This is a genomic window from Pectobacterium aroidearum (genome assembly GCF_015689195.1).
GTDB lineage: Bacteria > Pseudomonadota > Gammaproteobacteria > Enterobacterales > Enterobacteriaceae > Pectobacterium > Pectobacterium aroidearum.
Genome location: NZ_CP065044.1, coordinates 1,837,443 through 1,863,953, shown reverse-complemented (window position 1 = coordinate 1,863,953; position 26,511 = coordinate 1,837,443). Strand labels below are relative to the sequence as shown.

Genomic DNA, 26,511 nt, shown 5'->3' with positions numbered 1-26,511 from the left:
TCCATTCATAGTAAACATAAAATGATTATTTAGTTTTTATATAAAAACTATAGCTTACCCCTTCGGCTCAATCCCCTGCTTTCTCAACTCCTGACGGGCAAGCTCTTTGAACCAGTTACCGAGGCTAACACCTTCTTTCGCCACAATTTCATCAAGCTGTTCGCGTAGCTCAGACGAGATCCGAATCTGGAAGGTCGGCGATTTTCCCACTGATGAAGATTTTTTCGTATCGCGTTTTATCGTTGACATGTACGTACCTTTTTAACTATGCTTGTTTTATAGGTACGTACACTATCACAGAAGCACATTACACTCATCACCAGTTTCGCCCCTGAAAGGTATGCGACTACCAGACAGGGGCTGACCACACCGTTAAGAGGTTAACGATATGGCTAATAGCAAGTCTAGCAATTCCCTATTGGAAGATCAGCACTTTAAGCAATCCAGTAAACGTTATTTTAATCTGTTCTGGCAAGCTATGGAGATGCGTTATGTTCGATAACACACCTCTAGAGCAGGAAGAGATCATCGACCAGTGCAGAGCACTGATCTACGCAGTGATCGAGACCAAGCAACCACAGGTGAAAGAAATTTTGACGTTCATCCTCTGGGAAAGGCTTGACTGGTTATATCAGGATTTTCATTCGACAGAAACTACACCAATCTAATGATATAAATTTGTCTCAATTCCTGCTGTTAAATGGATCTGGTTTATATTTAGCCAGATCCTTTTGCATCAATACGGTCATCAGTTGTTAGCCATAAATGACCTTCTCTAAAAAAAATTACCGTGCAAGCACATTCAATGAATTCAGCAACTGGGTATCTAAAGTTTCAGTGGCTGGTAAAGGAAGACCTTTATTAATCCGATATGTTCTTATAGCAGATCGGGTTCCTGGTCCCATAACGCCATCAATGATGCCCTCATAATAGCCTTTATCAAACAAGGCAAATTGCACACGCATGATAAGCCTGCGTCTCTTTTCCTGATCGGAAGAGACACCATTCATGGAAGTGTTAGTATTTTGGCTCGTTCCAGATCTCGAAGAGCTTACCGAGTTCCCACTATCTGAACGTAGTGCTCTCGTCGAAGGTGAAGATGCCGCTGGCGAAGACGGTGATGACGCCACGCCTGAGTTACTACTCCCGGAAGATGAATCACTGCTGCGGGGGTAGTATGGTGTAGCGCTACCGCCGTAATATCCACCACCTGATGAAGAACGGTGAGAGCTGTGAGAACTGTGGCTACGATGAGAGCTGTGGCTTCGGTGACCGGCAATATAAAAAGGCACTTCGGTATTGAGTGGTGCCAGCACAAGATCGTGATCATTTAACGGAGAGGTGCCAAACTCTTCAATATTCATCGCTGCATCACTGGCCCATACAGAGTTATTGAGTGCTAAAAACCCAGGTAATAAAGCGGCTAACTTTAATCTTTTCATAGAATTGGTCTCGGCATTTGATGAAAACGGCCTTTTGATGAGGAAAAATAACCTGCACAGGATGATTTTTTACTGCATGAATCACACGCTTCTGGATAGTAGTTTTTCCAGTCAGAAATAGATTGTGTTGAATAATCCCACAAAGACTCAGGCAAGTGACACAGCGGGTAATTGAATATCACCAACGGGATACCCGCTCTGTTAGCCGTGTCGGTAGCTAAAGACAGAGAGGTCGCATAAGAGTCATGGCTGACAAAAATCTCATCCCAGTTCTTTCTTGCCCAGCCAATAGATTCCAATCCCATAATGGAGATCTGGCTGATGTTAGAAAAAACCCTGCCGATATATTCCACTACATCAGCAAGATCGTGATAATTCGCTTTTGTTGGGATGATCCTTAATTCAATGTTGATGCCTGAATTTCCCGCGTTAATTAAGCCCTTAACGGTATCCCTGAAAGCCCCATCACTCCCCACAAGATGATCATGGATTTGCTGTCGTGAAGAGTAAAGTGGGATACCAAAGGTGATATTCATTCTTTTACTTCGTTCCCTCACCTTTTCGGCAAAGCGAGCATCAGCAAACTGTCGGCCATTGGTTAATACATGCAGCGAGGTATCAGGAGCATTATCAATAACAAAGTCTAGAAACGAGAGAAATTCTTCGCCATATAGCAGAGGCTCACCACCACTGACCCCGACAAGCCCATTAAAGTTAAATGCCGCAATCGCAAGAGCAGACTGTGTAAGAAGCCAGTCATCATTGGGCGTTTTTGGCGGCTGAGAACAGAACAGGCATCGGTTATTACATCTTTCCGTCACAAGGACAGTATTATGATTCGCTCGGCGAGACAAAATCACTCTGAGCATATTGCCATTATTCACAACGCCAATATCGCCATCTTCTACGGACTCGTATAGCTGATTACTGACGATAGCGCCTGCATAATAAGGTGCAGCCGCACCATTATCAAAAGAAGGTTGGATCAGTAAATTTGGCAGGAAAAATTGCGGATCAACGGGCTTCTTTTTGCACAACCGATAGAACCCCATTTCAACCGTGTTCTCCGCTGTAAAACGGAAAATATCGTTTCTCAGCACCTCAGACATAAGCCCACCTTTTCAGCATCGTTGCAGTAGGCCCATCCTGAGCAATGGCATTCATCAGGAACCGGAACATTCCCTTATGATATTGGCAGAATATGGAGCGGCTTCTGTCGCCTACCGGCTCTCCCTGAACACTGATATTCTGGCAAGGATCTGCGCCGCAAAATGGCTGGTAGGCGCAGGTATCACAACCCGGCAAAGCAAAATTGAACGATGAACTCAGGACTGACTGATAGTAAGGGCTTTGAGAAAAAGATAACCCTGAAACAGCCCCGGCACTAAAATCAGCATCGGCATTCACTTTCTGAAGCATTCTGCTTTCGTCGCTGCCATAAACACGGCCATCATAGTTAAAGAGAATACAGTTCAATACGACGCCGCTGGGAGATTTCAGATCGGCATAGCCACTAAAACCAGGGTTGAAAATCCGTTTTACATGTATCGCGGCTGAGTGTTCAACAACGGCAGTGCCTTTCTGGTTATGCCACAGGATCTCTTCAATCAACGTGGCGTAGAAATCGAAATATTCCTGCATAGAGAAAGTGAAACTTTCTTTATGGGCAAATCCATAGGGGCTAACAGGTCTGACAAAGATATCAGTCAAGCCTAACCCCAGATGGGCATCAATGATTGAACCCGGATGTTGGATCAGTGCCTTGGTAACGGTCGTGACCGTCGCCACGCGACCTGCACCAAGCTGCTCCCGAACCGCCAGCATCCCCGCAACGGCTTTTGAATAGGATTTACCTTCGGCAAGGAGACGGTTTTTATTGTGGATACCCTCACCACCGTCCAAAGAAACGGAGAATGTGATATTGCGATCTTTAACCCAGTCCATCATGGACGGTTCAAGCAGTGAGAGCGTCGTGGCAATTACCATTTCAAAGCATTGCTGACCCAGCGTTCTCTCACACTCAGCATATATTGCCTGGATCAGATCAAACCGGAGTAAAGGCTCTCCACCCTGCACTTCTATCTTATAGGGAGGCGAAGACAGTTTTTTAATGGTCTGAACAATGTCAGGGATGAGAAGCGGATCAAGATCGTAACCTTCGGCACCGATTGCCGCCCGGCTGACCTGACAATACTTGCAGGTATGATCGCACCGCAATGTTGGCACAATCATGAAAATCGGTCTGACAGCCAGCTCACTCATCAGCCGTTTAGCAAAACCTGAACTGAGCGAAGCAGAAGCGAGGTCTTCGGAAGCATCGTCGGCAATGAAAAGCTTACTTTCCAGAATGTCACTAGACCGGATCTCCGGCGACCATTTGTTGCAGGAAAGGCTTTCTAATTCATCGTTAGAGATGAAATGATGAAAACCAGCCAGATTGCTGATGAAGACCCTGCCATCATTCAACCTGTCAAAGTTAAATGGCATTGGCTTCATTCAGTCAGCCTCGCATCAATGCTTCTCAGCACCGTGGAAATGATTGAAGCCCTGATATGTCCGGTATGGCTTTGGTGGGTTTCACGAAGCTTGTAATCATTCAGGAGTCGTTCAAATTCAAACTTGATGGTATCGTCAAAGGATTCAAAAGAGACGATCCAGTCGTTGTCATCTGCTCCCAGTTGCCATCTCGTGTAAGCAGACATCCAATACAAACTGTTTCTCACCACCCATTCAGAATGGTTTGTTTTTTCTATAGTTTTTATAAACATTGCTGTCCTGTCTAATTAATAACAATTAAAAAAATTACAGACGTAAAATATTTTTATGCTAATGATTTTTAAAATACTGCTTATACGATATAGCTCTACTTTTGAAAAAGATCCACCTGAGAGCTAAAAATAATTAACCCAATAGTCTTGAATCACAAAAAGATAGCAAGATAATAATATCACCTTGCTTCATTTGACTTAACTCAAATTAAATTAGTGGATATGTTACATACAGATAGATGGACCATGGATCAATGCGGAGTGTTGATTTACGCAGTTATTGAAACCAAACAGTCACAGGTGAAAGAAACTCTGACATTCATCCTATGGGGAAGTTTGGACTGACTGCATCAGGATTTTCATTCGGAATATTCTACTCACAAGAAATAAGTCATCTAATGAAATGAACCAGCTCCAGCGGAACTAGAGATGGTTCTTAATTTATTAAAAAACAATTCAATGCGGCGAAAGGTTATCTATATACCCAATAGCTCTTTTTATAAGGGCAGATCTACGAATGAGAGGATCATGAGTATTCTGAGAATAACCATGAAGTTCATTGTCAGATAAAAACTCCAACTTTAGATATTTTTCATAAGATGGCCTATTTTGATCATCGATCTTATCTATTTTTAGTGCATTATATATTTCTTTATAAGTAATATCATTTATCTTATCAACTACTTCTGGTGTCATGACTTTAAGAACTGCTGCCGTAGAAACAGAGAAATGAAAATAGTCTTCGTATTGCATATCATCGTATTTCCATAGTAATATGGATATAATAGAAAGGCAACGCTCCGCATCTCGGAAAGACGCATTTTGTGCTGTTAATAAATCAGAGATCCACCAAATAATAGAATTTTTATTAGATACATTATTAAATATTACTGGTGACACGTTATCAATGTAATTTCTGATTAACGAATTATAACCATCATTATTTTTAGGTAAAGAAAACCAATAGTGAACAAATTTACTCAAATATAAACCAGTATCAATATCACCATATCTTTTTTGTATTCCTTTCTCAAATTGCCTACGATTCATTGATAATATAAAAACAACATTTTTCACGGAAAAGAAATGCTTTACTTTCTCAATTAGTTCCAATGAGAAATCTGGCCTTGCACGATCAAGTTCATCTATAAATAAGACAATTTTCTTGCCTTCTTCTTCAGAGATTTTTCTTAGTGTTTCAGTAAATGATTTTATGACTGCACTTTCATTATTAATAGATTTAAATTTATCCTCTATTAATTTTTCTATTGGATCTGATATAGATTCGGAAATTTTATCCGTAGCGTCTTCAACATCAGAACCTTTTAAGATACCTGCGGTTGCAATAGCAATCCCAGCTTTAGTTCCAACAGACAATAAAGTTTTACCTATTTTTTTAGATATTTCAAGTAACTTCGGTTTTAACTCAGATTTATCATCAATTATTTCATAAAACTTTGCCGCTAAAGATATAAAAGGCTCATTTTGATAATCATTTTCAAATGCATTAAAGTATACCATTTTAATCTTACTGCTTTCATTTTTGTCATTCTCTCCTTGCCACATTTTTATAAAAGTGGTCTTTCCTGTCCCCCATTTATCATCAAGAGCGAAAACCAAGCCATCATCTTCTGATGCTAAGATTATTTCTTCTAATTTCTGAGAAAATCCTTTCCTTTTAAAAATATCATTTTCAGAACTAAATCCTTTAGTATAGTCTAATTCATTAATAGTTAATCTCATTTCACACCTTTAAAATTGACTAATTTTTTAAAATCATCCTAATTTAATTCTAATGAATAAAGAAAATCTTCATTTTTAGTCTTATTAAATCATGAGTAATACTAGCTTACTATTATAAAAAACATATAAGATGCGTTAATAAAACGCAAAAGAAGCATGATTATAGTTACAATCAGTGAACATGATCAACACCTCTTGTTTTCCAAATTTTTTTGGAGCATGTTTCTATCACACAAGTTGTTGAAGAAAAAATTTAGATAGAAGAATAATCATTTTCAAACTAACCATTTTGATAAGAGGTTATCTCTATGGATATGTGTCCTGCTTATCAGAACTCTCTGCATGAATCTGTAATTGCAGAGTTTGGTAATGAATACTATAAAAGTTGTCCTTCCTGTTCATGTAAAAATGGTTCACATGTTTTTTATCACTATCAGGACTTTGGTATGAGATACATGGGAGACGGTCGTTATATCGTTCAGTCCTGGCGTCCAGGATGCAGATTACACCAAGGAGTATATCCTGACATTTTTTTGAATGTGAATAAAAACCTAAATAAATTTTAGAATCAAATTTTAAAATAGCATTATTTACTTTTAATGCTAAAAATAGCAATATGGTTTGTATAGCAAGGCTATACAGAAATTTTATAAACAGATGAATAGGATATAATATGGATATTGAAAAAGATGCAGAAGTTAAAGGGTTAAAAATAAGAATAAATTATAATGACGATGCAGGAAGCATCAATATAAAACTCAAGAAAAAATCTAATATACATGTAAAAAGTGAATATGAAATGGATACAGATTTTAGAACAAAAGAAAAAATTAGCAACGTAGATAAAAATGACAAAAAATCAGCTCTGTTAATAAATTTTGCAATAACCGTTGCCTTATTAATTGCTTTAATATTATTTACATGGGACTCTATTCAAATCACCCCATGGCTATTATTGGTACAAATTATAATAGTAACTCCTTTTTTTTACCAACTCATTAGAACAAAAGAGAAGATAGAAAGAGATGTAATCAAAGCAGCTAATGATACCTTTTTATTTCTTGTTACTGCTGCGACAACTGCTTTACTTACTTTAAAAACAATCCCTAACTACAACATTGACCCATTTGCTGTTTTAATGACAAACTCAATCGGTTGCCTTATGATATTTTGTTATACATTATTACTTATAATTAAAGCAATCATTGCATCATTAGAATTCTTGGAAAATAGAAAGAAATATAAATCGGAAAAATAAAAACGCTATTTTTTTTCATTGAAAAATGCCGGAATTATAAAAAACGTTAGTGGTGAAAAAAACAATGACATAGCAACATAACCATAAATAGCATATTCAACCTTACCTGATGCATTAATATCTTGAATAAAAAATGCATCAGAAACATTTAGAAATACCATAGATAAAATAATAGACATTGCATACGAAAATAAAATACCCTTCATAAGGCCTCCAAATTTTATATATTATACATTTAATTAACATATCTATTTCTGTTGTCAACCTCCATTAAGCAAGGGCTAACTCTACGAAGCGCTACGCTGCTTCTTCGAGTTCCCCTTGCTTTTTCTTCCTTTCAGTTGAAAAAGATAAAAAAATATTATATTATCCCTAATCTCTCAGCATTACAAATAAAAACATTGATGTAATACTTATCTAACTCTTCCATTTCCAAATAATCGACTCCAAGCTCAATCAGTCTATTTTCCTGTCCAATCAAGTAAAGTGGAGCATTTTTAAAAGTATTATCTATAACCGATTTAATAATACTTGGTGTTGGTGTAAGTATCCCTGCAATACGGACCATTCACTTTTAGAGATCTTCCGACATACTAACTATGTCCCCTGAGGAGATCGCTATGCGCAAGATCCGATTCACTGAACACCAGATCATCGCCGTTCTGAAGTCCGTCGAAGCCGGACGAACCGTCAAAGATGTCTGCCGCGAAGCCGCTATATCCGAAGCCAGCTATTACAACTGGAAAGCAAAATACGGCGGGATGGAAGCGGCTGATATTAAAAAGATCAAAGATCTGGAAGACGAGAACCGGCGGCTCAAACAGATGTTTGCCGACCTCAGTCTGGAATGCCGGGCGCTAAAAGATGTTATTGAAAAAAAGCTTTAAAACCAGCGATAAAACGTGAGCTCGTCAGTTATCTGACCTCGCAGTTTGCGATGAGCATACGTCAGGCATGCAGGACGTTATCGTTGAGCAGGACGGTGTTTTTATACCAGCCAGATACCCGGCGTGATGAATCGGTGATCCAGGGGCTGCTAGTGATGGCTGAACGCTATCCACGATACGGATTTAAGAAGCTTTTTCAGGTATTGCGCAGGCAGGGGAATACCTGGAATCACAAGCGTGTTCACCGAATTTACTGTCTTCTGAAACTGAATTTTCGTCGCAAAGGAAAGCAACGTCTGCCGGTGCGTAATCCGGCTCCACTGGCGACCCCAGAGGCGCTGAACCAGAGCTGGTCCATCGATTTTATGCACGACGCGCTGGTCTGCGGCAGACGCTTCAGAACCTTCAATGTGGTGGATGATTTTAACCGGGAAGCCCTGGCCATTGAAATTGACCTGAATATCCCGGCCCAGCGTGTTGTCCGGGTACTGGATAGGATCGTGGCAAACCGTGGATATCCGCTGAAGATGAGGATGGATAATGGGCCAGAACTTATATCGCTGGCGCTGGCTCAATGGGCCGAAGAGCATGGCGTGATGCTGGACTTTATCAAGCCGGGTAAACCGACGCAAAACGCATTTATCGAACGCTTTAACCGGACGTACCGGACCGAAATACTGGATTTTTATCTGTTCAGAACACTGAATGAAGCACGGGAAATTACAGAGCGCTGGCTGGCTGAATATAACGGTGAGCGGCCCCATGAATCCCTGAATAACCTGACGCCGGAAGAGTACCGTCTGATGGCTGAAAACCCGGAAATCTCAAAAAGTGCGTGGAACTAAAACGGGTGTGCTTACATTGGTATCGTACTTGCTGTCATGAATAAAGATAAGTCACAGATTAAACCAGATACTGCAATCCAGGCATGTCCATCCCAGTCAATTTTCATCTCTTCATTTTTAGCAAGGAGCGGAAGTATAGGTGTATGCTTAAAAATTGAAGTTCCACTAATACTAAGAGACCCTACGACCAACCTAGCTGTAACAGGAAGATTGTTATTGATCATACCAGCAAGAAGTGCACTTATATATAAACAACAACCTGGCCTTGGGCTTACTTTTTTAATAATGCACTCTGAATACTCGATGATTTCTTTAACAAGATATCTTCTGTCCATAATAACCTGTGATATTAATTTAGTTACATTGAAAAAACCTAGTCATTATCTATCTCAAAAGTTATTAATATTCCAATCACAAGATGTAAATTATCTCCATTTAAATGGTATTCCTCATTGGTGGCGTTATCATCTAATAACTCCTTTTTTATTGTAAAGACATCAACATTTTTTTTAATGAAATCGGGAATTTCAATTTCTTTTATATAATTTTGATATTTTTTAGTTATAGATGATAGTTTTTTTTGCTCATCTTTATCCGTAACTACATATTTATGCCTAAAAAAACACTCACAGGAACAACTCACTGCTAACTGTAACCTCGACTTTCCAGTATCATCCTCATGAATTAAGTACTCTAAATTTCTTTTTAAATCTGATAAAACAAGGTTTTTTGAAGGCGTGTTACCTTTAACTTCGATAGCACATAGAGCTACATTATTACCATTATCATTTCTCATTATAGCAATATCAATTCTTCCTGAACGAGAAGTATCGACTATCTTCCTGACTTTTGAGACTCCAAATAAATAACCCTCTTTAGGTTTCTCTCGTTTTATAGTAGGAGGGCATGCAGATAAAAATTTTTCTGTTGAATATTCTAAATAAATAGAGTTGTTACTATTTAATCCACCAAACTTCCTAACTAACGCCTGTGCTATATTAACTGTCAGTAAATACTCTGTATTCATAACTGCACCTGAGTCAATATTCATTGAATACATATCATAAGCAGCATTTTTCATTCCACATTTGATATTACTTATAATAGAAGACGTCGACATCCTACTCTCCTCAGCTTACTTATCCATATAGATAATAACACTCCTCATAGTTTAAAAACAAATACAATACATATCCATTGACAAAATATATAAAATAATTTATTAAACGATAGTCTTTTATGAAAAGGAATTCATATGGCAAGTAATAATTTTAATAAAATCCTTCGCGGCCACTGTATCAGTGTTAGGCTTAATGATGAAGAGTTGTCGCTTCTGAATGAAAGGCGTGGCCATCACCGTAAAGGTGAATGGCTGCGTATGGCATTTCAGCATAACCTTCCCTCAGTTATTCCTCCGATTAATCTCGAAGCATGGAAAATCCTTGGCGAAATCTCGCAGAAACTGAACAGGCTTACTGCTCATCTGGATAGTAAGAGTAATGATAGTTCGCTATCACAAACAGAACTCTTCGCTGTGAAACGTCAGATCTCAGAGCTTCGCACAAATCTGATTACCACTAATATGTGGAGTGCTTCCCATGAAGGGAATGCAGAAGATCAGGCGAGGTAAAAACTTCGCTGGTGTCGTTCTATACGCATTAAAACCAGCTTCTCATCATAAAAATGATCCGGTAGTGATTGGTGGAAACATGATGGGGGATACAGCCGGCGATTTGATCGCTGAATTTAATACCACAAAAACGCTTCGCCAGGATGTAGCTAAACCTGTCTGGCACAATTCGCTTCGCCTGCCGAAAAACGAAGCGCTGACAAATGCTCTATGGTCAGAGATTGCTGATGACTATATGAAGCGCATGGGCTTCGCTGAAACGCATCTGAGATGCTATGTGTTACATGATGATATTGACGGCCAGCACATTCACATTATCGCAAGCCGCATAGACATACATGCAGGGAAACTTTATCTCGGCAAAAATGAAAATCTCATCAGCACTCGTATCATTCAGCAGCTTGAACGCGACTACTCACTGACAAGAACAAAAGGACCGGAAGCATCTCCAGTATCGCCCTCCTCTACTTCGCTACCCAGAAAGTCTCCGACACAAAAGCCTATGGGCGCAATACCAAAACCTAAAAAGCTGTCGCGTAACGAAGCGATGATGGAGAAATATAAAGGAGAGCCATCACCCAAATCGGTCATTCAGGAAGCTCTTGAAGCATTACTTGCCGGTAAACCATCAACGACTGAGTTTGTGACGCAGCTTGTGGCACGAAACATCAGGGTAGTTCCGAACATCGCTTCTACCGGAAAGATGAATGGTTTTTCATTCGAATACCAAGGGATTGCTTTCAAAGCATCTCAATTGGGTAAAGGGTATTCCTGGTCTCCTCTACAGAGCAAGCTCGACTACATACCGGAACGCGATAATGACTTTCTGTTCTCACTGAAAGCCTCTGTCAGTGAAGCGCCTGATGTGGCCATAACTACCGCTACTGAAATCACAACAGAAGGCGTTAACGACAGCATCGAAGCGCTTATCCAGGATAACCGTGCTGGTCAGGACGAATACGCTATCGTTTCCAAAGTAGTTCTCTCAGAAGCTGATGCAAGTGATAGAGAAGCGTATGCAACTGAAGCTGCAATAGAAGCTGGTGCCGGTGGTAAAGAAGCACATGTAACCGAAGCGGTAAAAGAAGCTCCCAATCGAAGCTATGCAATTTCAACGTTCAGATGGTTAGAAACCATCCCCTACCTCAACATCATCATTGGCATGTTAAAAAAACTGAAAATACCGACACTCAAACGTCGAGAAAGACACACCACAATCACTAGCGGGAAAATAATAGAAATTACGGCGTTAACACCAAAAAACACGGCTGAAATCCCTTCAATCCACGGTAACCGCTCCCCTTCGATGTAGGGCTGGCAAGGCTTACATCAAGCTCTTTTTCATACAAAAAAGACAAGATCAATGATCGATATAACCGATCTATAAATAAATTATGATAGATTTTATCTATCATAAGTAAACCATCGATCGTTACAAGCGATTTGCTTTGTTTAATCACAACTGTTCAAAATGTAGCTTTGCGATATCTCATAAAATACTGATTTAACTGTTCTATTTACTTATTCAACTAACGAAAGGTTATGAAATGACACAACTCGTCTCATGCATAGTTCCTGACTTCTTCATACATCGAATATGACCTTCACTTTCAGCTATTAAGGAATTTGTATGAGCATTTTACTCATGAGACGTTTTTGGATTGCATTATTGCTGCCTTTATTTATTGACTGGTTTTCCAGAGGAAATGCCATCGGAGTCTGGTGGCTCTGGCTGCCCGTCAGTGCTCCCCTGTTGATCTGGACTTTTTTTACCTACAGGAATAACCGGAAAGAAGACGCTGATGCCAGAGACTGGGTGCATCAGCAGTGGAAAGAACAAATCACCACCGAGAAATTTGAGTTTTGCGGTCGGGCGTATACATTTCAGGAAACGTTCTCAGGCACGGTCATCAGCTATGACCCGAACAACGATACCCTGTGGGTAAAAAAAGATGACGGAGCCGAAACACAAATCTCTGCGCATGGGTTAGCGTTCAGAGAATCACATCGTATTAAAAAATACGCATTTCACTGCTATAGCGATCATAACGCTTATACATCATTTGAAGATGCAGTGATTGTTAATAAAACCACCAAAGAACGACACATTAATCTCCCCAGAAAAGCCTTTATTGTGTTTGGATTAACTACATTTGCTATACTTCTTGGACCTAAATGTAAATTTTCTGCTGCCAGCTATAGTTCCACTCTGCCTATTCCTAGTCTTTTCTCTATGATCTTTATCATTCTTAATATTATCTCTGTCATTTCAATTTGTATTTTCCTTTTCGATTTCAGAAATGAATATATCTTACATATCTATTTATTGTCAACATTAGCCTGTCACATTCAAATTTGGTGGGTAAATGTCAGAGACGATAAATTTAACATTGAATTCAGACATCTTGTTAAATCATTAACACGTTAAAAATTAATTAATAATAAATATTAAGGCATATAGTAATGAAAAAAATCATCATCGCAGCATTAGTCTCACTGTGTCTTGTCGGCTGCACATCCACTGGCAACCAGTCATTAAAGAACGAAACACAAGAAAGCGTGAAAGCGAAACTGATCAATGGAAAGACGACAAAAAATGAGGTCTTAGCTTCGTTTGGTAAGCCCGATAGCCGTATGGTCGTGGACGGTGAAGATCAATGGTCTTACACAATGAGTAACAGCCAAATGAAAGCGACCTCATTCATTCCTGTTGTCGGTGGATTATTCACAGGCGGCTCTGACATGCAAAGTAAATCTCTGCTTGTGCGATTTAAAGGAGAAAAAATTGATACTTACGTTTTCTCTGATAACACAAGTGAGCTTACACACGGTGTATTTTAACAGGCAATAATCAGCTAACGAGAGCTATGATGAATAAAAAATTATCCTTAGGTTTACTGGTGCTGTCATTTTTTCTTACCGGCTGCGACAGCGAACCGTCAGATGCAGACATTACAAAAGCAATGCAGTCTTTTACTGAAGAGATGAATAAGGGCGCACCGTCTGAATCAGCGAGGGTCGCTTTCAATTCAGCTAAGAAAATCGCCTGTAAAGAGAAAGACAGCGACGGGGGTTACAAATGCACAGTCGAATACAGTGCAAAACTCCCCTTCCTGGGTGAAAAAACCTCAACTATGGAGTTTAAATTCTTTAAATTTGAAGGAAATTGGAAGGTTTCACCCTCCAAATAATTGATACGTCATAAACAGCATTAGGGAAAGTATCAGCCCGTAGTGGTGAAACTACGGGCTTTTTTCATCTGCATTATCTTAAACTTGAACTGGAAGTTTTCGCGCGCAGAACACAATCAAATCTGACAGGCTGCATTGAACTGTGAGTTCAACAAGTCGACGCTGACACCGGAAAAATAGAGCTCAGCGGCATTTTGTCGGTGTGCAGCGCTTTGTTAGCCACTATTTAACGACAAAGTGTTGCAATTGATTCTGTGAGCTTTGATAAGTATCAACTTTACCTACTGACAACTTCGTGAACTCGTCGCTACCGATTTTTAAGATTAACTCTTGCTCTAATGTCGATATAGACTCCTTAACCCTGCGCATATCTTTGCCTAGATATTTTGCTATAGGATATTCATCACCGACGTTAAAATTTTTGAGTTTTTCATTAAGTAATTTCTCGAAAACTTCATATCTAGAAACTGTTGTTTCAATATTTCCACTTGCTTTTTGTTCAAGAATATACACAGAAGCTATCAAATGTTCTACGATTTGAAGCGCAACTGATAGCGTCACATCTTTAGGCGTTTTGATGTCATGGGCTGCATCATTGCCCATAAATCTAATCCCATGTAGTCGCTCTGCGTCATTTTTTGAAATGTATCCAGAACTTGCTAGTTTGTTAATTCTTACTTCAAGGCTTTTTCCTGGAATGTTTAAATCGTTGCAAACCGCCTCGACAACTGCTCTTAATCCTAACCCAGCGAGAACTTTTGAATCTTCCCGCAACGCCATGAGTACTTCGGAATAGATAATTCTTACGATCTCTGGCAGTTCCCATAAGTTGTCTATTTCCTTGTGACCTTCAACAACCTTGGGATAAACAGTTACATCCTCGGGAACCTCCCAGCTATTATCATGCGTGGGGTACGCTGCCTCAATATCGTAAAACACTTTACGGAAGGATTTGGAGTCACACCCTAGGCATTGCAATATTTGATATAAAATATCGCATTGGTATTCTCCGCGATGCGAATCAGTATAACCTGACAAAATATTGTGATTAGTTTTTTTACAACAATCACGACAATAGCTTTTAACAGTTTTATTGCTCATTTCTCACTTGTTCTTTTTGAATGGCTAACCGCTTATTCAGCGAGAAGATCTGTATTTAAACACTGACGTTCCCACCTTTGTAAATGTAATGTATAAAACATTACATTGCTTTTTCACAACTTACAATAATTTATAGGTGCAGCTTAAATTTTCTTAAGCGACAAATACAGGTTAATCCGCCTAACAAGCAATGGAGGCATCCAAATACAAACTGGATATAATTACAGCACTCATAGTTTAGAGAAAATTTAGGAATGTTCGCCCCTGGCACAGAGCTGCCTGCCATACTACGTTTAGCTCTGTGCACCAACACTGCCAGATCAGATCTTAGCCAATGCATTTCATCACAATCGACAACCACTCTTCCTTGGGCTCGTTGAAGCCCTTATCAGCTTGTTGGCGTCATATTTCTTCTTCTCATGAACGTAGATTCGCTCGGTTCTTCCACCGTTGTTGATGATAAAACTGATGATGGAGTGGAAGACTTTGTTCAGACGGGCTTTATCAATCAAATCATCACTGATTTTTTCGATATGGCTATAGTAAGAAAGAAGCAAAAAGCTCAGCACAACTTCTCTGTTTGAGAATGTCAGATTTTCTATGTCCTGCTGGTATTTAATGTAAAAGCCTGCGCAAAAAAGATAAGACTGCTCTGTGATTTCTGATTCTGAAAAACCAGACTCGTCAAGTTTATCAACGAATCTGTCCAGCAACAGCAAATACTTTTCCATCAAACTCATATTTATTTTTTTCATAACTATGCATCCTTGCATTCAAATGATTAATATTGTCATCCTGACAAATAAAGAAATACCATAATATTTAACCATGTCAATAGCTAAAAACTATCAACTAAAGATATTTTGCAGGTAAGGGATTATTGAGTTCTTCAAGCGTTATTTTTTTAAGATGAGCATTGTATATCCATATTTCAAACCGTTCTAAATATCGGGAATTCAGTACCTTCAACGCTTCATTCTCTGCTTCAAGCCTTCTAATTCTTTGCGATGCTACTTTTAAATTAGCGGGTTTTACCGTGTGGACTTCACCAGATTTGATAATGGTTTTTTTTACATTGAAGCTTTCGGCGATCTTTACATGACTACTTAAAGATTGTCTCGATGGTCTTTTTCCAATGACTCCAATTAACTTGTCACATAAAATATCCCAGGTTAGTTTGTTATCTATGGGCCATGTATTAATTAAATCTACTATCTTCTTTTCATGATAACCATTTATATGCTTAGCCATTTACTCTCCTTTTATTATTTTATTTTGAAACTCATACCATTTCTCAGCATGGATATTTCCATCATTTTTATCATAAAGTGTTCTTTCTATAACTTTATTGTGTATTTTAGCTAAGCTCTCATTATTCATACCAGACTCTTTAAAAGGGTAAGCATCACAAAGCTTAAATGCATATGAATGCTTACAATACCCATATTTGGTAATGAGGATTGCCCCGCTACTCAATGAATCGAACTCATTTAGATCAACAACGGGTATTTGTTTCACTCTGTGAGTATTCGTAATCACTGACGATCTTTCATCTCTTATCAGTTTAGACATTTGAAGATGCGACCGATGATCATAAGACACATTCTGTGAAATAAGTTTCCTTCCAGACCAACGAGCAATGCTAAATTCATCCATACCATTTATTTGAGAAAATGTGTTAAGTAGATGTCTCAGTTGATGTGTTCTCAATAAATATGGGCTACCATCTTCATTCAAATAATGATGTCTATTAAATATATTAGAATCTCCTTTGATATTCGCTGAATCAATAAAAAAATGAGTTGTAGGCCTGAACAAACGATCCAATTTTACGGATTTTCTTTTACATAATTGCCCTTCATTTAATAAACAAAGTGCATTTGAATATTTAATATTCTTCTCAGCATCATACCAGGGAAAATCTTCTGGTATATTTTCTCTGAGTGTTTTTTCCAATGATTCAGATTGATTACTTTCAATTTTTATTGCCAAAAGTCTTGCCTGACTGGATAACTTTCTTAATCTACTAATAGCTTTTTTAGCTACTGGTATCATCGCAGTAGGTATCCACTTTATATCTCCCTCATATCCCTTTGCTGAAAAGAATCTCAAACCGTATCGTTGAATCCCCTTACTATCATTTTCGGTGATTTCACAATCCTCTGGTAGACCTAAAATTTCTGAAATTCTGCCTGGAGCGCACATTAGTAACGCAAGCACAGAAGTAGTAAATATATCCTTGGGAGATAATTGTTTATCATCCTTTGAAAAAATCTCCGCAATTGCTATAACAGACTTGATATCAGGCAATCTAGAATGACCTTCCAGTGAAGGCTCATAACCACTCCAGGTTTGAGTGACCTTACGCCTTAATGGATTTACCCAAAATAAGTAAGATGAATTAGTCATTCTATTTTCACTTAAAAATATGCTTAAATTTTCAAGCTCCTTTCCAATAAAACATGCATGTTCTTTTGAATACTTTTCAGAGGCTAATCTTACGCATTCATCAAAAACCAAATTATTACAATTAGTTACATTAGCTTTCATGGTTAATTTTAATAAAACAAATTCAACAATCTTCAACATTGCTAATGTTGTGGGTTTCGACTTAGCTTTATTGAATGAATGCACATGCAACATGTATGCTTTGGCAAAATCAATAAAACAGTCATCTAAAGGCTCCCGGCTGTTTGAATTTCTTTTCATGTCAAACTTATTAAATCTGTAAAATTTTTTCCATATATTACTCTCCCATGAAGTTACTAAAGTGCTATTAAAAATAGTAGTCTTGCAAAACTCGATAAATTTAGCAGTATTCTTGTGTGGATCATTAGTATTAATTGGCTCAAATATGAAAATATTGCTCATTATGCACTCCAGAGTTTGCAGTTTTTACAAGTTAAACATTTAACTTCCTCTTTCCTATCATCAATGAGTAAAAAGGAATCTAAAACATGCTTAATAAACAGATCCTTGTTTTCTTCACTTTTCTCCCCCATGAATATATTAGCTAAGGGATTAAAAAAAGGACTTAGCCTGTTATCGATATCATGAACATTGTCAGGACTATTTTTTACATATACTCCAGATGAGTTTACTGATTTATGGTCTAATGCTTTAGCAATGACCTCAATTGATGCACCTTCATTAGCCAAACGACTTCCTAATGTATACCTGAATCTTCTTGCATTGAGTTTTAAATAACTATCAGTTCTTTCGGATCTAATATCAAACTCAACAGAAAACTCTTTTAACTTCCTTGAGATAAATGAATTTCTCATGTGAAGAAAATCCGTTTTAAAATAAGATGTAAAATTGTCCACACCTTTTATTTCAGCCGTTTTTTTAACATCCAGAAAAATTGGCAACTCATCTCTCAGGTAAGAAACCTCAGCACCTAATTGAGCTTCAACAAAAGACTGATTTTCATTAATCAGAATTAATAAATTTTCATACAATTGACTATCTATCATTTTCAAACTGAATTCTGTTCTGAAATATTTTTGTTGCTTTACTCTTGGTATATTAAGAAAGTGTCCTTTCTCGTTTTTGATGAGATCTTTGGCTTTAAGAGATGTTAACTGCACTGGTCTTCTTCCTGTTTTTGCCAACAAGACAATATAGCAATATAAATAACAATCAATTTTATTTTCTCTATAATTTTTTCCCACGATTTTAAGAATGGTATTGAATTCGGTTTCAGTTAATGGACCTGCATTCGGCTCTCGTCTTTTGACTGCTTCTCCAGTTTTGCTCGGAATGATTTTTATTCTCTCCATCATTCTGAGAGCACTTGCCTCTACCCCTGGATAATTGAACGCTTTCCATTTGGCAATAAAAGCCTTAATGGTGTTTAGCCTGTAGTTTTTCGTTGAGCCTAAGTGAACATTCAATTGATATACTGCCTTATCATCAATCGTATTGATGGTCATGATCCCAAACCACTCATTGAACAGGTAATTAATACTTTCAATATAACTTGGACTATATTCAGAAGCATAGTAGGCCAGTGTCTTTAGGTAGCTAAGCTTCATTAGTTCGGGCATTTTTTCTACCACTTTATAAGGGTATACACAGGTTTCTTTGTCTAATTGCCATTTCCTATCGGAAAGTTTGAAACTATAGCCAGACATTCTGGCTAAAAAGACAGTCTCATTTTCAATATATTTTATTTCCATGCTATGCCTCATTAATTATTTTGTTAACTGAATCATAAACTCTTAAGACGGCATCTTTTTCTTTTTGCACTATGTATTTGAAATTATAATTCTCAGACATTTTTGATTCTTTCGACCAACCCATAAGATAATTTCTTAAGTCTTTCCTTTTGCTATATTCCAATTGAGACCCTTCAATTTCTTTTGAATAAACATAATTCCAAGAGTGCCTTAATCTATGACCTGATAGACTGGATAATTTTGGACTTGCTCTCTTCAAGGTTGATATTATTTTCTCATAAGCTGAAATACTTAAAGGTTCTCCAGCAGTTTTTCCGGTGCAGTGCGTAACTAATAAGAAACTATGTTTTTTTCTCTTAGTCATCTTTTCCCTACTATTGATTATATAATCAAGAACTTCATTAGCTAACTCATCAGATAATGGAATAACTCTCTCACCAGTCTTAACTAATGGCTGATAAGGTCTTCTGTCCTCCTTTGAGTCATGCCTTCTAATAATGCTCAGCGTGTTGTCTCTGAGATCAAAATCATCTACTTTGAGATTGAGTAACTCTCCAGCCCTTAAACCTAAACTCAAGAGCAAGGTGAATATCAGTCTGTTCCTTATCTGAACTTCCTTATGAAAAGGATTTTCAATCCCGCCAATTTCCAATAGATGGAAAAGTATTTTGATCTCTTCCTCATTTAAAGATTTTTCAGATCTTTCATTCATATTCAATGAACTGTGTTTTGGTATATGTGCTTTGATACTGTCAATAAATGAATCTACTTCATACTTTGCATTAATCCCCTTTGCCGAATGAACTAATCCGCATAACCAATTAAGATAACGTGAAAAAACATGTATCCTATAACTAAAAGTTCTCTTAGCAATAAACGTGTTATTCATCAATTTTATATTTATTATTTTCTGTTTGTCGAACCTTTGCCTTGCATATCTTATAAGATCATCTATTTCAGCAAGACTAAGATATTCTTTATTCTCAATTCTTTCTACTATATTTATTTTTCTGCTATCTAAGAACCTACTGAAAATCAGCAGATTAGTTGCAACTATCTCTATCGTTGAAGCGGTTGCACTTTTATTCCTGACATTTGTAGTAAGAAAAAGATTTTGATAGTAAACTGGCAGTTCAGTGTTTTTATCAAGGATTAGATATCCTCGCTCTCCACCACTCGTAATGAATTTTTTTATCTTGTATCCCATTGTTCCCTCAAACTTTACGTTTTAATATCGCTCCGACTTATCTAATATATTCATGAATTAAATAAATCAAATTTTTTACAAATAAAAGGGACTAATTCATTTACTTATTAATACTTTAAAAAAATTTATTTGACGAATGATAAACAGGTACGGCTAGTTGATGATATCCATACCGATATTGAGAGAAGCCTTTAAATAAAGGACTCTTTGATAAAATGTAAAGTATTTTGTAAAAAATACATCAATCATCATAGATAAACTTTACACTTTTATCATTAAGCTCACCTGAAAATTAATAACCCTCTAAAAAACCATTAAATAAAATTCTTCTTATAACCTGTAAAACTCCCTGTAGAATATAAATTCCACTCACTGGAATTCTTTACATTTTCTTTTTTCGATAGCGGACAATATCCATTCATCAATTTCATGTTCAACAAATGCGACAGCACGGATACCGATTTTTACAGGTTGGGGGAAACGCTCTTCACTAATAAGACGATAGAGCCAGGCTTTTCCAAAGCCGGTTTTTCTCATTACTTCGGGGAAACGAATAAGGCGATTCTGGGTATTCATAGTCTCTCCTATTGGTTTTAGAAGAGACTATATGAAAAAATCAGGGAAACAAGCGAACTTCAGCACCTCCAGACTTCCCTAATCTTTCTCCTTATCTGCCTCCTTATCTCCGAGTTTCATGACACCAGACACTTTCATATCTCTCAAGTGGGGATTCTTGTTGAGGAAATGATGAAACTGAAGAATGAATGACTTACTGACTGTTTTAATCGCAAGGGGTTTGTCGGTATCCTTTATGCGACTACCCGTTCTTGTTTTATCTTCCTTATCAGTATCGCTGTGGAGCAGAGTGGAAAGGCGATCATCTGACACCCGGATATCATTGCGCTTTGCCCAGATAAGTATGTCAAGTATCGGGAGCAGCCTGTAATTGATAATTTTCTTAATCGTTCCATAGCCAAAGCGAACAGAGTCTGATAGTTCTGGCTCAATCCCCCGGATTTTACGCCACTGAGGAAGCAGAGCTTTCAGTGATTCAGCAATTTCTTCGTCAGTGCCAGCAGTGAGATCTATCTCGATCATCACACTGTGTTGAAATAATACCGGCATAGTCTCTGCAATAGGGATGTTATAGATTTTTTTATCTACCCAATATTCATCGTCATGCAGGCCAAACAGCGACTTCTCCATCCCGTAAATGCAAAGATCTGCCAGCCTTCCGGTCGTTGTTATAGAGAAGTGAGGGGATGGGGAAAGCATATCGTCTGCTGCAAGGCGAGTCATATGGCTGTCCGTAATGAGGAAGGGTTTTCCGCTAAAGAGACTGGTGGCATAAATTTCTGCCAACATGAATTCAGTATTCGTATTATCAGATTTAAAAAATAACGATCTCATCACTAACTCATGATAAAGCCGCTCAAGAGATATGTTTTCAAACTGACGATACTTATCGATATTCAGCCATTTTTCGATTTCTTTAGTGTGGTTATCCGACCAGTTTTTCATATGAATATCCTATCAATTGTCCTTTCCTGGAAAAAGAATAGTCGATTTAGACTGACCGATTACTCCTAAGCGCCAAGTATCTGAATACTGACAGCCGCTACAAAAAGTTAGCTTAAGTTCCTGTTGACATTGTTTTTTAAAAACGGATAGTGTTATTGGTAGATTTGTTGGTAGACGCTTCCCAGCAAATCATTTTTAACATGAAAAAACAACCAGATAGGTGCATGTTAAAGTCCAGTCAGAGGAGCCAAATTCTTGTTTTCATGCCGCTTTGCGAATCCCTATGTGATTCTGATTCAATGAGTTAGCGTGAGAAGTCTTCCCGATGCATTTTCAGTTTTCCCTCCGCATCGGGAGAGTTTGGTGGTCAGATTTGGGGTCAAGTTGGTTCGATGACGGAGTGACCCCCAAATGTCTCTTAACGACACTAAAATCCGCAACTTAAAACCATCAGCAAAACCTTTCAAAGTTTCCGATTCTCACGGTCTCTACCTTTTAGTTAATCCAGGCGGTTCACGTCTCTGGTATCTCAAATATCGCATCAATAGAAAAGAATCACGCCTCGGCTTAGGTGCTTACCCTGATGTATCTCTGGCCGACGCTCGTCAACAACGTGACGGTATTCGAAAATTGCTGGCGCAGAATATCAATCCCGCACAGCAGCGCTCCGCTGAAAGAACCACTTCCTCACCAGAAAAAACCTTCAAGCATCTGGCACTGGAGTGGCATAAAAGCAACCGCTCATGGTCAGAGAACCATGCCGCCCGCCTGCTTGCCAGCATGAATAACCATATCTTCCCGATAATTGGACACCTGCCTGTTACAGAACTGAAAACCCGCCACTTCATTGACCTGCTGAAAGGTATCGAGAAAAAAGGTTTGCTGGAAGTGGCGGCACGAACCCGACAGCATATGTGCAACATCATGCGCCATGCCATACATCAGGAATTGATAGAGCACAACCCGGCGACCAATCTGGACGGTATCATCGCCCCTCCAGTTAAACGTCACTACCCTGCTCTTCCGCTGGAGCGACTGCCGGAGTTGTTGGCTAGCATTGAGGACTACAAGCAAGGACGTGAATTAACCCGCTTGGCGGTCTCACTCACCCTGCACCTGTTCATCCGTTCCAGCGAATTGCGTTTTGCCCGTTGGTCTGAGATCGATTTCAGAAACAAAATCTGGACCATTCCAGCCACACGCGAAGCTATCCCCGGTGTCCGCTACTCAGGGCGTGGGGCGAAAATGCGCACTCCACATATCGTTCCCCTCTCTCGTCATTCCATTGCTATTCTGAAACAGATAGGTGAAATATCCGGGCATCAGGTACTGATATTCCCCGGTGACCATAATCCGTATAAACCCATGTGTGAAAACACGGTCAACAAAGCGCTGCGCTTGATGGGTTATGACACGAAAGATGAAATCTGCGGTCACGGATTCCGGGCAATGGCCTGTAGTGCGCTGATGGAATCTGGACTGTGGGCGCAGGATGCCGTTGAACGGCAGATGAGCCACCAGGAACGCAATAGCGTTCGAGCGGCTTACATCCATAAAGCAGAATATCTCGATGCCCGTAAAGCGATGATGCAATGGTGGTCGGATTATTTGGATACCAACCGAGAAGGATATATTGCGCCGTACATTTATGCTCAACAACATAAGACGGCTGGAACTGCCTGATCGATAACGCTCCTAAGAGCAGATCCTGATAACAGGATCTGCTTTTCAGACAGCGAGAAAATTTTTACCTCAGCATTTCACAAAAAATCTTGAAACGTCAGGAAATTACTCAGGCCGGATACATAAATGAAGGTCTATTGCGGGGTAATCAACAACGTAGAATTAGGGTTACTTTTCTTATAACGATGGTATTGCAATATTAGCGTTGCGAGATCTTCATCGACAGCATAGAAATACGCTTCCGGCACATCAAGCACCGCCGCAAATCGGCAAACCAGACCAAAATCCGGTGAACTGACTTCCCTTTCATATTGGCTTACACGGGAACTCGACGTCTCTTCATCCAGTCCAGCGAGACAACCGAGCTCGACCTGTTTTAACCCTGCATTCACTCGGGCCAATCTTAATCGTTTACCAATCACGGCATTACCTGCTTCGCAGATTAACATAAGCCGATTATCGCCATTCCCGCTATGCCTCTCTTGAAGTGGTTCTTCACCTAGTAAATTTAAAATTTATTTTTGGTTATTTTAAACCCAAAAATGAAGATTTAATTTATTGAGAGTAGGAATAATTAAATTTAGGAGGGTAAACGCACAGAGATTGAACACCATGACGCATTAGGGAATCAACCTTACTGAGGTGTGATGAGCAGCGTGGAGTTTGGGTTGGCTTTCTTGAAACGGTGATACTGTAGGATCAAGGTGGCGAGATCGTCATCGACAGCATAGAAATATGCTTCAGGAACATCCAGCACTGTAGCAAACCGAGAAACCAACCCAAAATCTGGCGCACTGACTTCTCTTTCATATTGGCTCACACGAGAGCTTGCTGTTTCCTCATCCAGACCAGCGAGGCAACCGAGCTCTGCCTGCTTTAATCCCTTGTTCACTCGGGCTAGTCTTAATCGCTTACCAATCACGGTGTTATCCACGGTACTGATCAACATAGACTGATTATCGCTTCTCTCGGCAAGCCCTTCTTAAAGCATTTCTTCCCTAAATAAATTTTATCTTTATTTTTGATTGTTTCTTGCACCACAATAAAGATATAGTTTACTGGAAGAAGTAAAATTTCAATTCAAGAGGAGGACGTATGAACATTGAACAACAGAAACAACGAATGGACTGGCATCCTGCCGATATCATTGCAGCCCTGCGCAAACGAAAGACGACGTTAGCAGCCGTATCACGTGAGGCGGGTCTTAGTTCATCAACGCTTGCAAATGCACTAAACCGACCCTGGCCGAAAGGTGAACGACTGATCGCCGACGCACTGGGCATTCCAGCGAGTGAAATCTGGCCGAATCGTTATTTCGATTCACAAGGACAACGCATTCCGCGAGAAATTCGTCATAAAAACAATTAGATCACTTGCTGGGCTTAATCGCCAACAATCAGGGAATAACATTCTGGTCTCCACTCGATTCAATCATTCCGCATCATCAATTGGTTCGTTAGTTACTTCGAACCAATTGATATGCCCTGAATCAGGATATTTTCATTCCTTTTTGATGCGGAGCTTTGGTCGTATTGCTCTGAATAAAACCAGCAACACACAGAATAAAAATCGACATTAGGAAGTTGACCTATCTGCTGATAACGTCCCAGTTGGAACATTTTTGTGACCGCCAGCGAAAAGCGATTAATAACATCATCGTTATAATAACAACCTCTCATTAATCCTATTCCTCATTTTTAGAATCCTATCTATACGTCATGGCTGCATAAGGGAATGTTAGACACCTATGCATATATCATTTTCATATAAAGGAGATGAATCATGATAATGAAAAATAGGATGTTCAATACCAAAAGTGATGCATTTAACTGGATTACGATACCAGAAGCTATTGCGATAGCGACTCAGATAAGAAACTCACCGTTAACAGAAGCTGATATTTATCGCTATGCCTTATATGGTGACATCAATCTTTCGATCTACTTCCAATCTCCAGTCATCTTACGAAGAATCAAAACATCAAATGCTAAGGCAAAACTTAAGCCTATAGGCAATCATTTGATTAACCAGCTATGCATTCTCGAAAAAAACTGTTTCATCAATAACAGAAACTTAATCGTCACCACCGAGGGGAAATATACTTACCCCACTCAACAAGTGATTGATACAACGCTTATCGGCTATGAATATGTACTGGTTCAACGTTTATTAGCGAGATCTCTGGGTATTCCACTACCCGTAATCGGAGAAAATCACGTTAACTATGGTCTTACTGTCAATATCGGCGACGATCACTTTCAAATATTTGAGAAAATCAGGTATCGCGAAAGGATAAAACAGCAAATCATGAGACTTCCTAAAAATATCGCATCACATATTACTGAAAAAATCCCATACCAGAAAACAAAGCAGTATAGCCATAGAGAATATTTTCCGATTCATGATTTGCCAAAGGATGCCTGTTTTGTCATCAAACATGCCGAACTTGAGAAATTAATTAACATGCCCGCCAAAAACGATACATCTCCCCCCTCCTCGACACGTATATCCACTCCATTATCCAGACTGTTCTGGCTTGCCTGTAAAAACAATGAAGCTATCAGCCCATTAATCAGGCAACCTTATAAGCTTCTGTCCATCTTTGAACAATGGGCATCAGACGAAGGCATGACCGATCGATTCAGTGGCGATACGTTAAAAACGGCGCTTGAACGTGGTTCGCCGACGTCCGTTTAAGCACCCAATTAAAATGACATTACACGCTTCAATCTAAAAAACCCGTATTAAGGATTGTGGTGTCCGTAATACGGGCTCTTCAACTTTCACTCCTTTCCTCACTGTGTTTTTTTGTCATCTCCGGGCATATCCCATTTCTGCACTGGAGGTATTTATGACAGCTCATCAGTTATTACGCCTGAAACAAGTGGAAGTAAAAACCGGTCTGAAACGCTCGCAAATCTACCTGTACATGAAAGAAGGCACCTTTCCCTCTTCAATAAAGATTGGACCTGCCAGCGTCGCCTGGCTCGAATCTGAAATTGACGAATGGATTAACTTCAAATTATCTAACCGCTTAACACGCTGAAGGGAGAT

General features: G+C 38.9%; 32 protein-coding genes. 12 read left to right on the top strand and 20 right to left on the bottom strand.

Annotated features, from left to right (window positions below):
- Nucleotides 1-54 precede the first annotated feature (54 nt).
- Complete coding sequence (locus tag I2D83_RS08365) at nt 55-249, bottom strand: ribbon-helix-helix protein, CopG family (RefSeq protein ID WP_205947905.1); 195 nt, start codon at nt 247-249, stop codon at nt 55-57.
- A gap of 242 nt (nt 250-491) precedes the next feature.
- On the opposite strand from I2D83_RS08365, the gene I2D83_RS08360 reads away from it, so the two are divergent.
- On the top strand, nt 492-668 hold the full coding sequence (locus tag I2D83_RS08360) for a hypothetical protein (RefSeq protein ID WP_181828302.1): 177 nt from the start codon (nt 492-494) through the stop codon (nt 666-668).
- A 117-nt stretch (nt 669-785) separates the two neighbouring features.
- Here the strand turns inward: I2D83_RS08360 and hxsA are convergent, their stop codons facing one another.
- From hxsA to I2D83_RS08335, 5 genes are all read right to left on the bottom strand, one after another.
- Nucleotides 786-1,442 (bottom strand): His-Xaa-Ser repeat protein HxsA, encoded by a 657-nt coding sequence (gene hxsA / locus I2D83_RS08355; protein ID WP_205947904.1) that lies wholly within the window; start codon nt 1,440-1,442, stop codon nt 786-788.
- Nucleotides 1,439-2,551 carry a His-Xaa-Ser system radical SAM maturase HxsC gene (gene hxsC, locus I2D83_RS08350; protein ID WP_205947903.1) on the bottom strand — a complete coding sequence of 371 codons (1,113 nt, stop codon included), beginning with the start codon at nt 2,549-2,551 and terminating at the stop codon, nt 1,439-1,441. The genes hxsA and hxsC overlap by 4 nt, the downstream gene beginning before the upstream one ends.
- Nucleotides 2,544-3,938 carry a His-Xaa-Ser system radical SAM maturase HxsB gene (hxsB, locus tag I2D83_RS08345; RefSeq protein ID WP_205947902.1) on the bottom strand — a complete coding sequence of 465 codons (1,395 nt, stop codon included), beginning with the start codon at nt 3,936-3,938 and terminating at the stop codon, nt 2,544-2,546. Before hxsB ends, hxsC begins: the two co-directional genes overlap by 8 nt.
- Entirely contained in the window at nt 3,935-4,210 is a 276-nt protein-coding gene (gene hxsD, locus I2D83_RS08340) for a His-Xaa-Ser system protein HxsD (RefSeq protein ID WP_205947901.1), read from the bottom strand. Before hxsD ends, hxsB begins: the two co-directional genes overlap by 4 nt.
- Before the next feature lie 456 nt (nt 4,211-4,666).
- Entirely contained in the window at nt 4,667-5,953 is a 1,287-nt protein-coding gene (locus I2D83_RS08335; protein ID WP_205947900.1) for a KAP family P-loop NTPase fold protein, read from the bottom strand.
- A 673-nt stretch (nt 5,954-6,626) separates the two neighbouring features.
- On the opposite strand from I2D83_RS08335, the gene I2D83_RS08330 reads away from it, so the two are divergent.
- Complete coding sequence (locus I2D83_RS08330) at nt 6,627-7,211, top strand: hypothetical protein (RefSeq protein WP_205947899.1); 585 nt, start codon at nt 6,627-6,629, stop codon at nt 7,209-7,211.
- Nucleotides 7,212-7,216: 5 nt separating this feature from the next.
- Here the strand turns inward: I2D83_RS08330 and I2D83_RS08325 are convergent, their stop codons facing one another.
- Nucleotides 7,217-7,417, bottom strand: a complete 201-nt coding sequence (locus I2D83_RS08325; RefSeq protein ID WP_205947898.1) for a hypothetical protein — start codon at nt 7,415-7,417, stop codon at nt 7,217-7,219.
- Nucleotides 7,418-7,572: 155 nt separating this feature from the next.
- A complete protein-coding gene (locus tag I2D83_RS08320) occupies nt 7,573-7,779 on the bottom strand; it encodes a hypothetical protein (RefSeq protein ID WP_205947897.1) in 207 nt (68 codons plus the stop codon).
- Between the two features lie 52 nt (nt 7,780-7,831).
- On the opposite strand from I2D83_RS08320, the gene I2D83_RS08315 reads away from it, so the two are divergent.
- Nucleotides 7,832-8,943 (top strand): IS3 family transposase gene (locus I2D83_RS08315; RefSeq protein ID WP_205946711.1). Its coding sequence is split into 2 segments (ribosomal slippage): nt 7,832-8,093 and nt 8,093-8,943, totalling 1,113 coding nucleotides; the frame shifts between segments, so codons are not numbered across the junction.
- Between the two features lie 11 nt (nt 8,944-8,954).
- On the opposite strand, the gene I2D83_RS08310 is transcribed toward I2D83_RS08315, so the two are convergent.
- Nucleotides 8,955-9,278 carry a hypothetical protein gene (locus I2D83_RS08310; protein ID WP_205947896.1) on the bottom strand — a complete coding sequence of 108 codons (324 nt, stop codon included), beginning with the start codon at nt 9,276-9,278 and terminating at the stop codon, nt 8,955-8,957.
- Between the two features lie 38 nt (nt 9,279-9,316).
- Nucleotides 9,317-10,063: a hypothetical protein gene (locus I2D83_RS08305; RefSeq protein ID WP_205947895.1), complete on the bottom strand. Its 747-nt coding sequence runs from the start codon at nt 10,061-10,063 to the stop codon at nt 9,317-9,319.
- A 135-nt stretch (nt 10,064-10,198) separates the two neighbouring features.
- Between I2D83_RS08305 and I2D83_RS08300 the strand changes: the two genes are divergently transcribed.
- The 5 genes from I2D83_RS08300 to I2D83_RS08280 all read left to right on the top strand — a co-directional run bounded on the left by I2D83_RS08300 (nt 10,199) and on the right by I2D83_RS08280 (nt 13,764).
- Entirely contained in the window at nt 10,199-10,573 is a 375-nt protein-coding gene (locus I2D83_RS08300; protein ID WP_205947894.1) for a hypothetical protein, read from the top strand.
- A complete protein-coding gene (locus I2D83_RS08295; RefSeq protein WP_205947893.1) occupies nt 10,542-11,885 on the top strand; it encodes a relaxase/mobilization nuclease domain-containing protein in 1,344 nt (447 codons plus the stop codon). Before I2D83_RS08300 ends, I2D83_RS08295 begins: the two co-directional genes overlap by 32 nt.
- A gap of 318 nt (nt 11,886-12,203) precedes the next feature.
- Nucleotides 12,204-13,001 carry a hypothetical protein gene (locus I2D83_RS08290; protein ID WP_205947892.1) on the top strand — a complete coding sequence of 266 codons (798 nt, stop codon included), beginning with the start codon at nt 12,204-12,206 and terminating at the stop codon, nt 12,999-13,001.
- A gap of 35 nt (nt 13,002-13,036) precedes the next feature.
- Nucleotides 13,037-13,414, top strand: a complete 378-nt coding sequence (locus I2D83_RS08285) for a hypothetical protein (RefSeq protein ID WP_165324931.1) — start codon at nt 13,037-13,039, stop codon at nt 13,412-13,414.
- A gap of 26 nt (nt 13,415-13,440) precedes the next feature.
- On the top strand, nt 13,441-13,764 hold the full coding sequence (locus I2D83_RS08280; RefSeq protein WP_241007288.1) for a hypothetical protein: 324 nt from the start codon (nt 13,441-13,443) through the stop codon (nt 13,762-13,764).
- A gap of 222 nt (nt 13,765-13,986) precedes the next feature.
- On the opposite strand, the gene I2D83_RS08275 is transcribed toward I2D83_RS08280, so the two are convergent.
- The 8 genes from I2D83_RS08275 to I2D83_RS08240 all read right to left on the bottom strand — a co-directional run bounded on the left by I2D83_RS08275 (nt 13,987) and on the right by I2D83_RS08240 (nt 21,774).
- On the bottom strand, nt 13,987-14,865 hold the full coding sequence (locus I2D83_RS08275) for a DUF4145 domain-containing protein (protein ID WP_205947891.1): 879 nt from the start codon (nt 14,863-14,865) through the stop codon (nt 13,987-13,989).
- 344 nt (nt 14,866-15,209) lie between these two features.
- Nucleotides 15,210-15,620, bottom strand: a complete 411-nt coding sequence (locus I2D83_RS08270; protein ID WP_205947890.1) for a hypothetical protein — start codon at nt 15,618-15,620, stop codon at nt 15,210-15,212.
- A gap of 97 nt (nt 15,621-15,717) precedes the next feature.
- Entirely contained in the window at nt 15,718-16,116 is a 399-nt protein-coding gene (locus I2D83_RS08265; RefSeq protein WP_121304242.1) for a hypothetical protein, read from the bottom strand.
- Nucleotides 16,117-17,736, bottom strand: coding sequence for a DNA-binding protein (locus I2D83_RS08260; protein ID WP_205947889.1), 1,620 nt, complete (start codon nt 17,734-17,736; stop codon nt 16,117-16,119).
- The gene (locus I2D83_RS08255) at nt 17,736-19,046 is read right to left on the bottom strand and encodes a site-specific integrase (protein ID WP_205947888.1); all 1,311 of its coding nucleotides are present in this window, start codon (nt 19,044-19,046) and stop codon (nt 17,736-17,738) included. Before I2D83_RS08255 ends, I2D83_RS08260 begins: the two co-directional genes overlap by 1 nt.
- 1 nt (nt 19,047) lies before the next feature.
- A complete protein-coding gene (locus I2D83_RS08250; RefSeq protein WP_205947887.1) occupies nt 19,048-20,253 on the bottom strand; it encodes a tyrosine-type recombinase/integrase in 1,206 nt (401 codons plus the stop codon).
- Nucleotides 20,254-20,622: 369 nt separating this feature from the next.
- Nucleotides 20,623-20,829: a helix-turn-helix transcriptional regulator gene (locus I2D83_RS08245; protein WP_015730146.1), complete on the bottom strand. Its 207-nt coding sequence runs from the start codon at nt 20,827-20,829 to the stop codon at nt 20,623-20,625.
- Between the two features lie 78 nt (nt 20,830-20,907).
- Nucleotides 20,908-21,774, bottom strand: coding sequence for a DUF6387 family protein (locus I2D83_RS08240; RefSeq protein WP_205538324.1), 867 nt, complete (start codon nt 21,772-21,774; stop codon nt 20,908-20,910).
- A gap of 411 nt (nt 21,775-22,185) precedes the next feature.
- Between I2D83_RS08240 and I2D83_RS08235 the strand changes: the two genes are divergently transcribed.
- Nucleotides 22,186-23,457, top strand: a complete 1,272-nt coding sequence (locus tag I2D83_RS08235) for a tyrosine-type recombinase/integrase (protein ID WP_205947886.1) — start codon at nt 22,186-22,188, stop codon at nt 23,455-23,457.
- A 134-nt stretch (nt 23,458-23,591) separates the two neighbouring features.
- Here the strand turns inward: I2D83_RS08235 and I2D83_RS08230 are convergent, their stop codons facing one another.
- Together I2D83_RS08230 and I2D83_RS08225 are read right to left on the bottom strand one after the other, a co-directional pair.
- On the bottom strand, nt 23,592-23,906 hold the full coding sequence (locus tag I2D83_RS08230; RefSeq protein WP_025918867.1) for a helix-turn-helix domain-containing protein: 315 nt from the start codon (nt 23,904-23,906) through the stop codon (nt 23,592-23,594).
- Nucleotides 23,907-24,091: 185 nt separating this feature from the next.
- The gene (locus I2D83_RS08225) at nt 24,092-24,406 is read right to left on the bottom strand and encodes a helix-turn-helix domain-containing protein (RefSeq protein ID WP_025918866.1); all 315 of its coding nucleotides are present in this window, start codon (nt 24,404-24,406) and stop codon (nt 24,092-24,094) included.
- 146 nt (nt 24,407-24,552) lie between these two features.
- On the opposite strand from I2D83_RS08225, the gene I2D83_RS08220 reads away from it, so the two are divergent.
- The 3 genes from I2D83_RS08220 (at nt 24,553) to I2D83_RS08210 (ending at nt 26,503) form a co-directional block, all read left to right on the top strand.
- On the top strand, nt 24,553-24,825 hold the full coding sequence (locus I2D83_RS08220) for a helix-turn-helix domain-containing protein (protein WP_039468625.1): 273 nt from the start codon (nt 24,553-24,555) through the stop codon (nt 24,823-24,825).
- A 414-nt stretch (nt 24,826-25,239) separates the two neighbouring features.
- Nucleotides 25,240-26,154 (top strand): hypothetical protein, encoded by a 915-nt coding sequence (locus tag I2D83_RS08215; protein WP_205947885.1) that lies wholly within the window; start codon nt 25,240-25,242, stop codon nt 26,152-26,154.
- A 154-nt stretch (nt 26,155-26,308) separates the two neighbouring features.
- Complete coding sequence (locus I2D83_RS08210; RefSeq protein ID WP_205592586.1) at nt 26,309-26,503, top strand: AlpA family transcriptional regulator; 195 nt, start codon at nt 26,309-26,311, stop codon at nt 26,501-26,503.
- Nucleotides 26,504-26,511: the final 8 nt, after the last annotated feature.

Bases quoted from the DNA above. Each gene is read 5' to 3' on its own strand.
- I2D83_RS08365 (WP_205947905.1), bottom strand. From the start codon at position 249: ATGTCAACGATAAAACGCGATACGAAAAAATCTTCATCAGTGGGAAAA.
- I2D83_RS08360 (WP_181828302.1), top strand. From the start codon at position 492: ATGTTCGATAACACACCTCTAGAGCAGGAAGAGATCATCGACCAGTGC.
- hxsA (WP_205947904.1), bottom strand. From the start codon at position 1,442: ATGAAAAGATTAAAGTTAGCCGCTTTATTACCTGGGTTTTTAGCACTC.
- hxsC (WP_205947903.1), bottom strand. From the start codon at position 2,551: ATGTCTGAGGTGCTGAGAAACGATATTTTCCGTTTTACAGCGGAGAAC.
- hxsB (WP_205947902.1), bottom strand. From the start codon at position 3,938: ATGAAGCCAATGCCATTTAACTTTGACAGGTTGAATGATGGCAGGGTC.
- hxsD (WP_205947901.1), bottom strand. From the start codon at position 4,210: ATGTTTATAAAAACTATAGAAAAAACAAACCATTCTGAATGGGTGGTG.
- I2D83_RS08335 (WP_205947900.1), bottom strand. From the start codon at position 5,953: ATGAGATTAACTATTAATGAATTAGACTATACTAAAGGATTTAGTTCT.
- I2D83_RS08330 (WP_205947899.1), top strand. From the start codon at position 6,627: ATGGATATTGAAAAAGATGCAGAAGTTAAAGGGTTAAAAATAAGAATA.
- I2D83_RS08325 (WP_205947898.1), bottom strand. From the start codon at position 7,417: ATGAAGGGTATTTTATTTTCGTATGCAATGTCTATTATTTTATCTATG.
- I2D83_RS08320 (WP_205947897.1), bottom strand. From the start codon at position 7,779: ATGGTCCGTATTGCAGGGATACTTACACCAACACCAAGTATTATTAAA.
- I2D83_RS08310 (WP_205947896.1), bottom strand. From the start codon at position 9,278: ATGGACAGAAGATATCTTGTTAAAGAAATCATCGAGTATTCAGAGTGC.
- I2D83_RS08305 (WP_205947895.1), bottom strand. From the start codon at position 10,063: ATGTCGACGTCTTCTATTATAAGTAATATCAAATGTGGAATGAAAAAT.
- I2D83_RS08300 (WP_205947894.1), top strand. From the start codon at position 10,199: ATGGCAAGTAATAATTTTAATAAAATCCTTCGCGGCCACTGTATCAGT.
- I2D83_RS08295 (WP_205947893.1), top strand. From the start codon at position 10,542: ATGAAGGGAATGCAGAAGATCAGGCGAGGTAAAAACTTCGCTGGTGTC.
- I2D83_RS08290 (WP_205947892.1), top strand. From the start codon at position 12,204: ATGAGCATTTTACTCATGAGACGTTTTTGGATTGCATTATTGCTGCCT.
- I2D83_RS08285 (WP_165324931.1), top strand. From the start codon at position 13,037: ATGAAAAAAATCATCATCGCAGCATTAGTCTCACTGTGTCTTGTCGGC.
- I2D83_RS08280 (WP_241007288.1), top strand. From the start codon at position 13,441: ATGATGAATAAAAAATTATCCTTAGGTTTACTGGTGCTGTCATTTTTT.
- I2D83_RS08275 (WP_205947891.1), bottom strand. From the start codon at position 14,865: ATGAGCAATAAAACTGTTAAAAGCTATTGTCGTGATTGTTGTAAAAAA.
- I2D83_RS08270 (WP_205947890.1), bottom strand. From the start codon at position 15,620: ATGAAAAAAATAAATATGAGTTTGATGGAAAAGTATTTGCTGTTGCTG.
- I2D83_RS08265 (WP_121304242.1), bottom strand. From the start codon at position 16,116: ATGGCTAAGCATATAAATGGTTATCATGAAAAGAAGATAGTAGATTTA.
- I2D83_RS08260 (WP_205947889.1), bottom strand. From the start codon at position 17,736: ATGAGCAATATTTTCATATTTGAGCCAATTAATACTAATGATCCACAC.
- I2D83_RS08255 (WP_205947888.1), bottom strand. From the start codon at position 19,046: ATGGAAATAAAATATATTGAAAATGAGACTGTCTTTTTAGCCAGAATG.
- I2D83_RS08250 (WP_205947887.1), bottom strand. From the start codon at position 20,253: ATGGGATACAAGATAAAAAAATTCATTACGAGTGGTGGAGAGCGAGGA.
- I2D83_RS08245 (WP_015730146.1), bottom strand. From the start codon at position 20,829: ATGAATACCCAGAATCGCCTTATTCGTTTCCCCGAAGTAATGAGAAAA.
- I2D83_RS08240 (WP_205538324.1), bottom strand. From the start codon at position 21,774: ATGAAAAACTGGTCGGATAACCACACTAAAGAAATCGAAAAATGGCTG.
- I2D83_RS08235 (WP_205947886.1), top strand. From the start codon at position 22,186: ATGTCTCTTAACGACACTAAAATCCGCAACTTAAAACCATCAGCAAAA.
- I2D83_RS08230 (WP_025918867.1), bottom strand. From the start codon at position 23,906: ATGTTAATCTGCGAAGCAGGTAATGCCGTGATTGGTAAACGATTAAGA.
- I2D83_RS08225 (WP_025918866.1), bottom strand. From the start codon at position 24,406: ATGTTGATCAGTACCGTGGATAACACCGTGATTGGTAAGCGATTAAGA.
- I2D83_RS08220 (WP_039468625.1), top strand. From the start codon at position 24,553: ATGAACATTGAACAACAGAAACAACGAATGGACTGGCATCCTGCCGAT.
- I2D83_RS08215 (WP_205947885.1), top strand. From the start codon at position 25,240: ATGATAATGAAAAATAGGATGTTCAATACCAAAAGTGATGCATTTAAC.
- I2D83_RS08210 (WP_205592586.1), top strand. From the start codon at position 26,309: ATGACAGCTCATCAGTTATTACGCCTGAAACAAGTGGAAGTAAAAACC.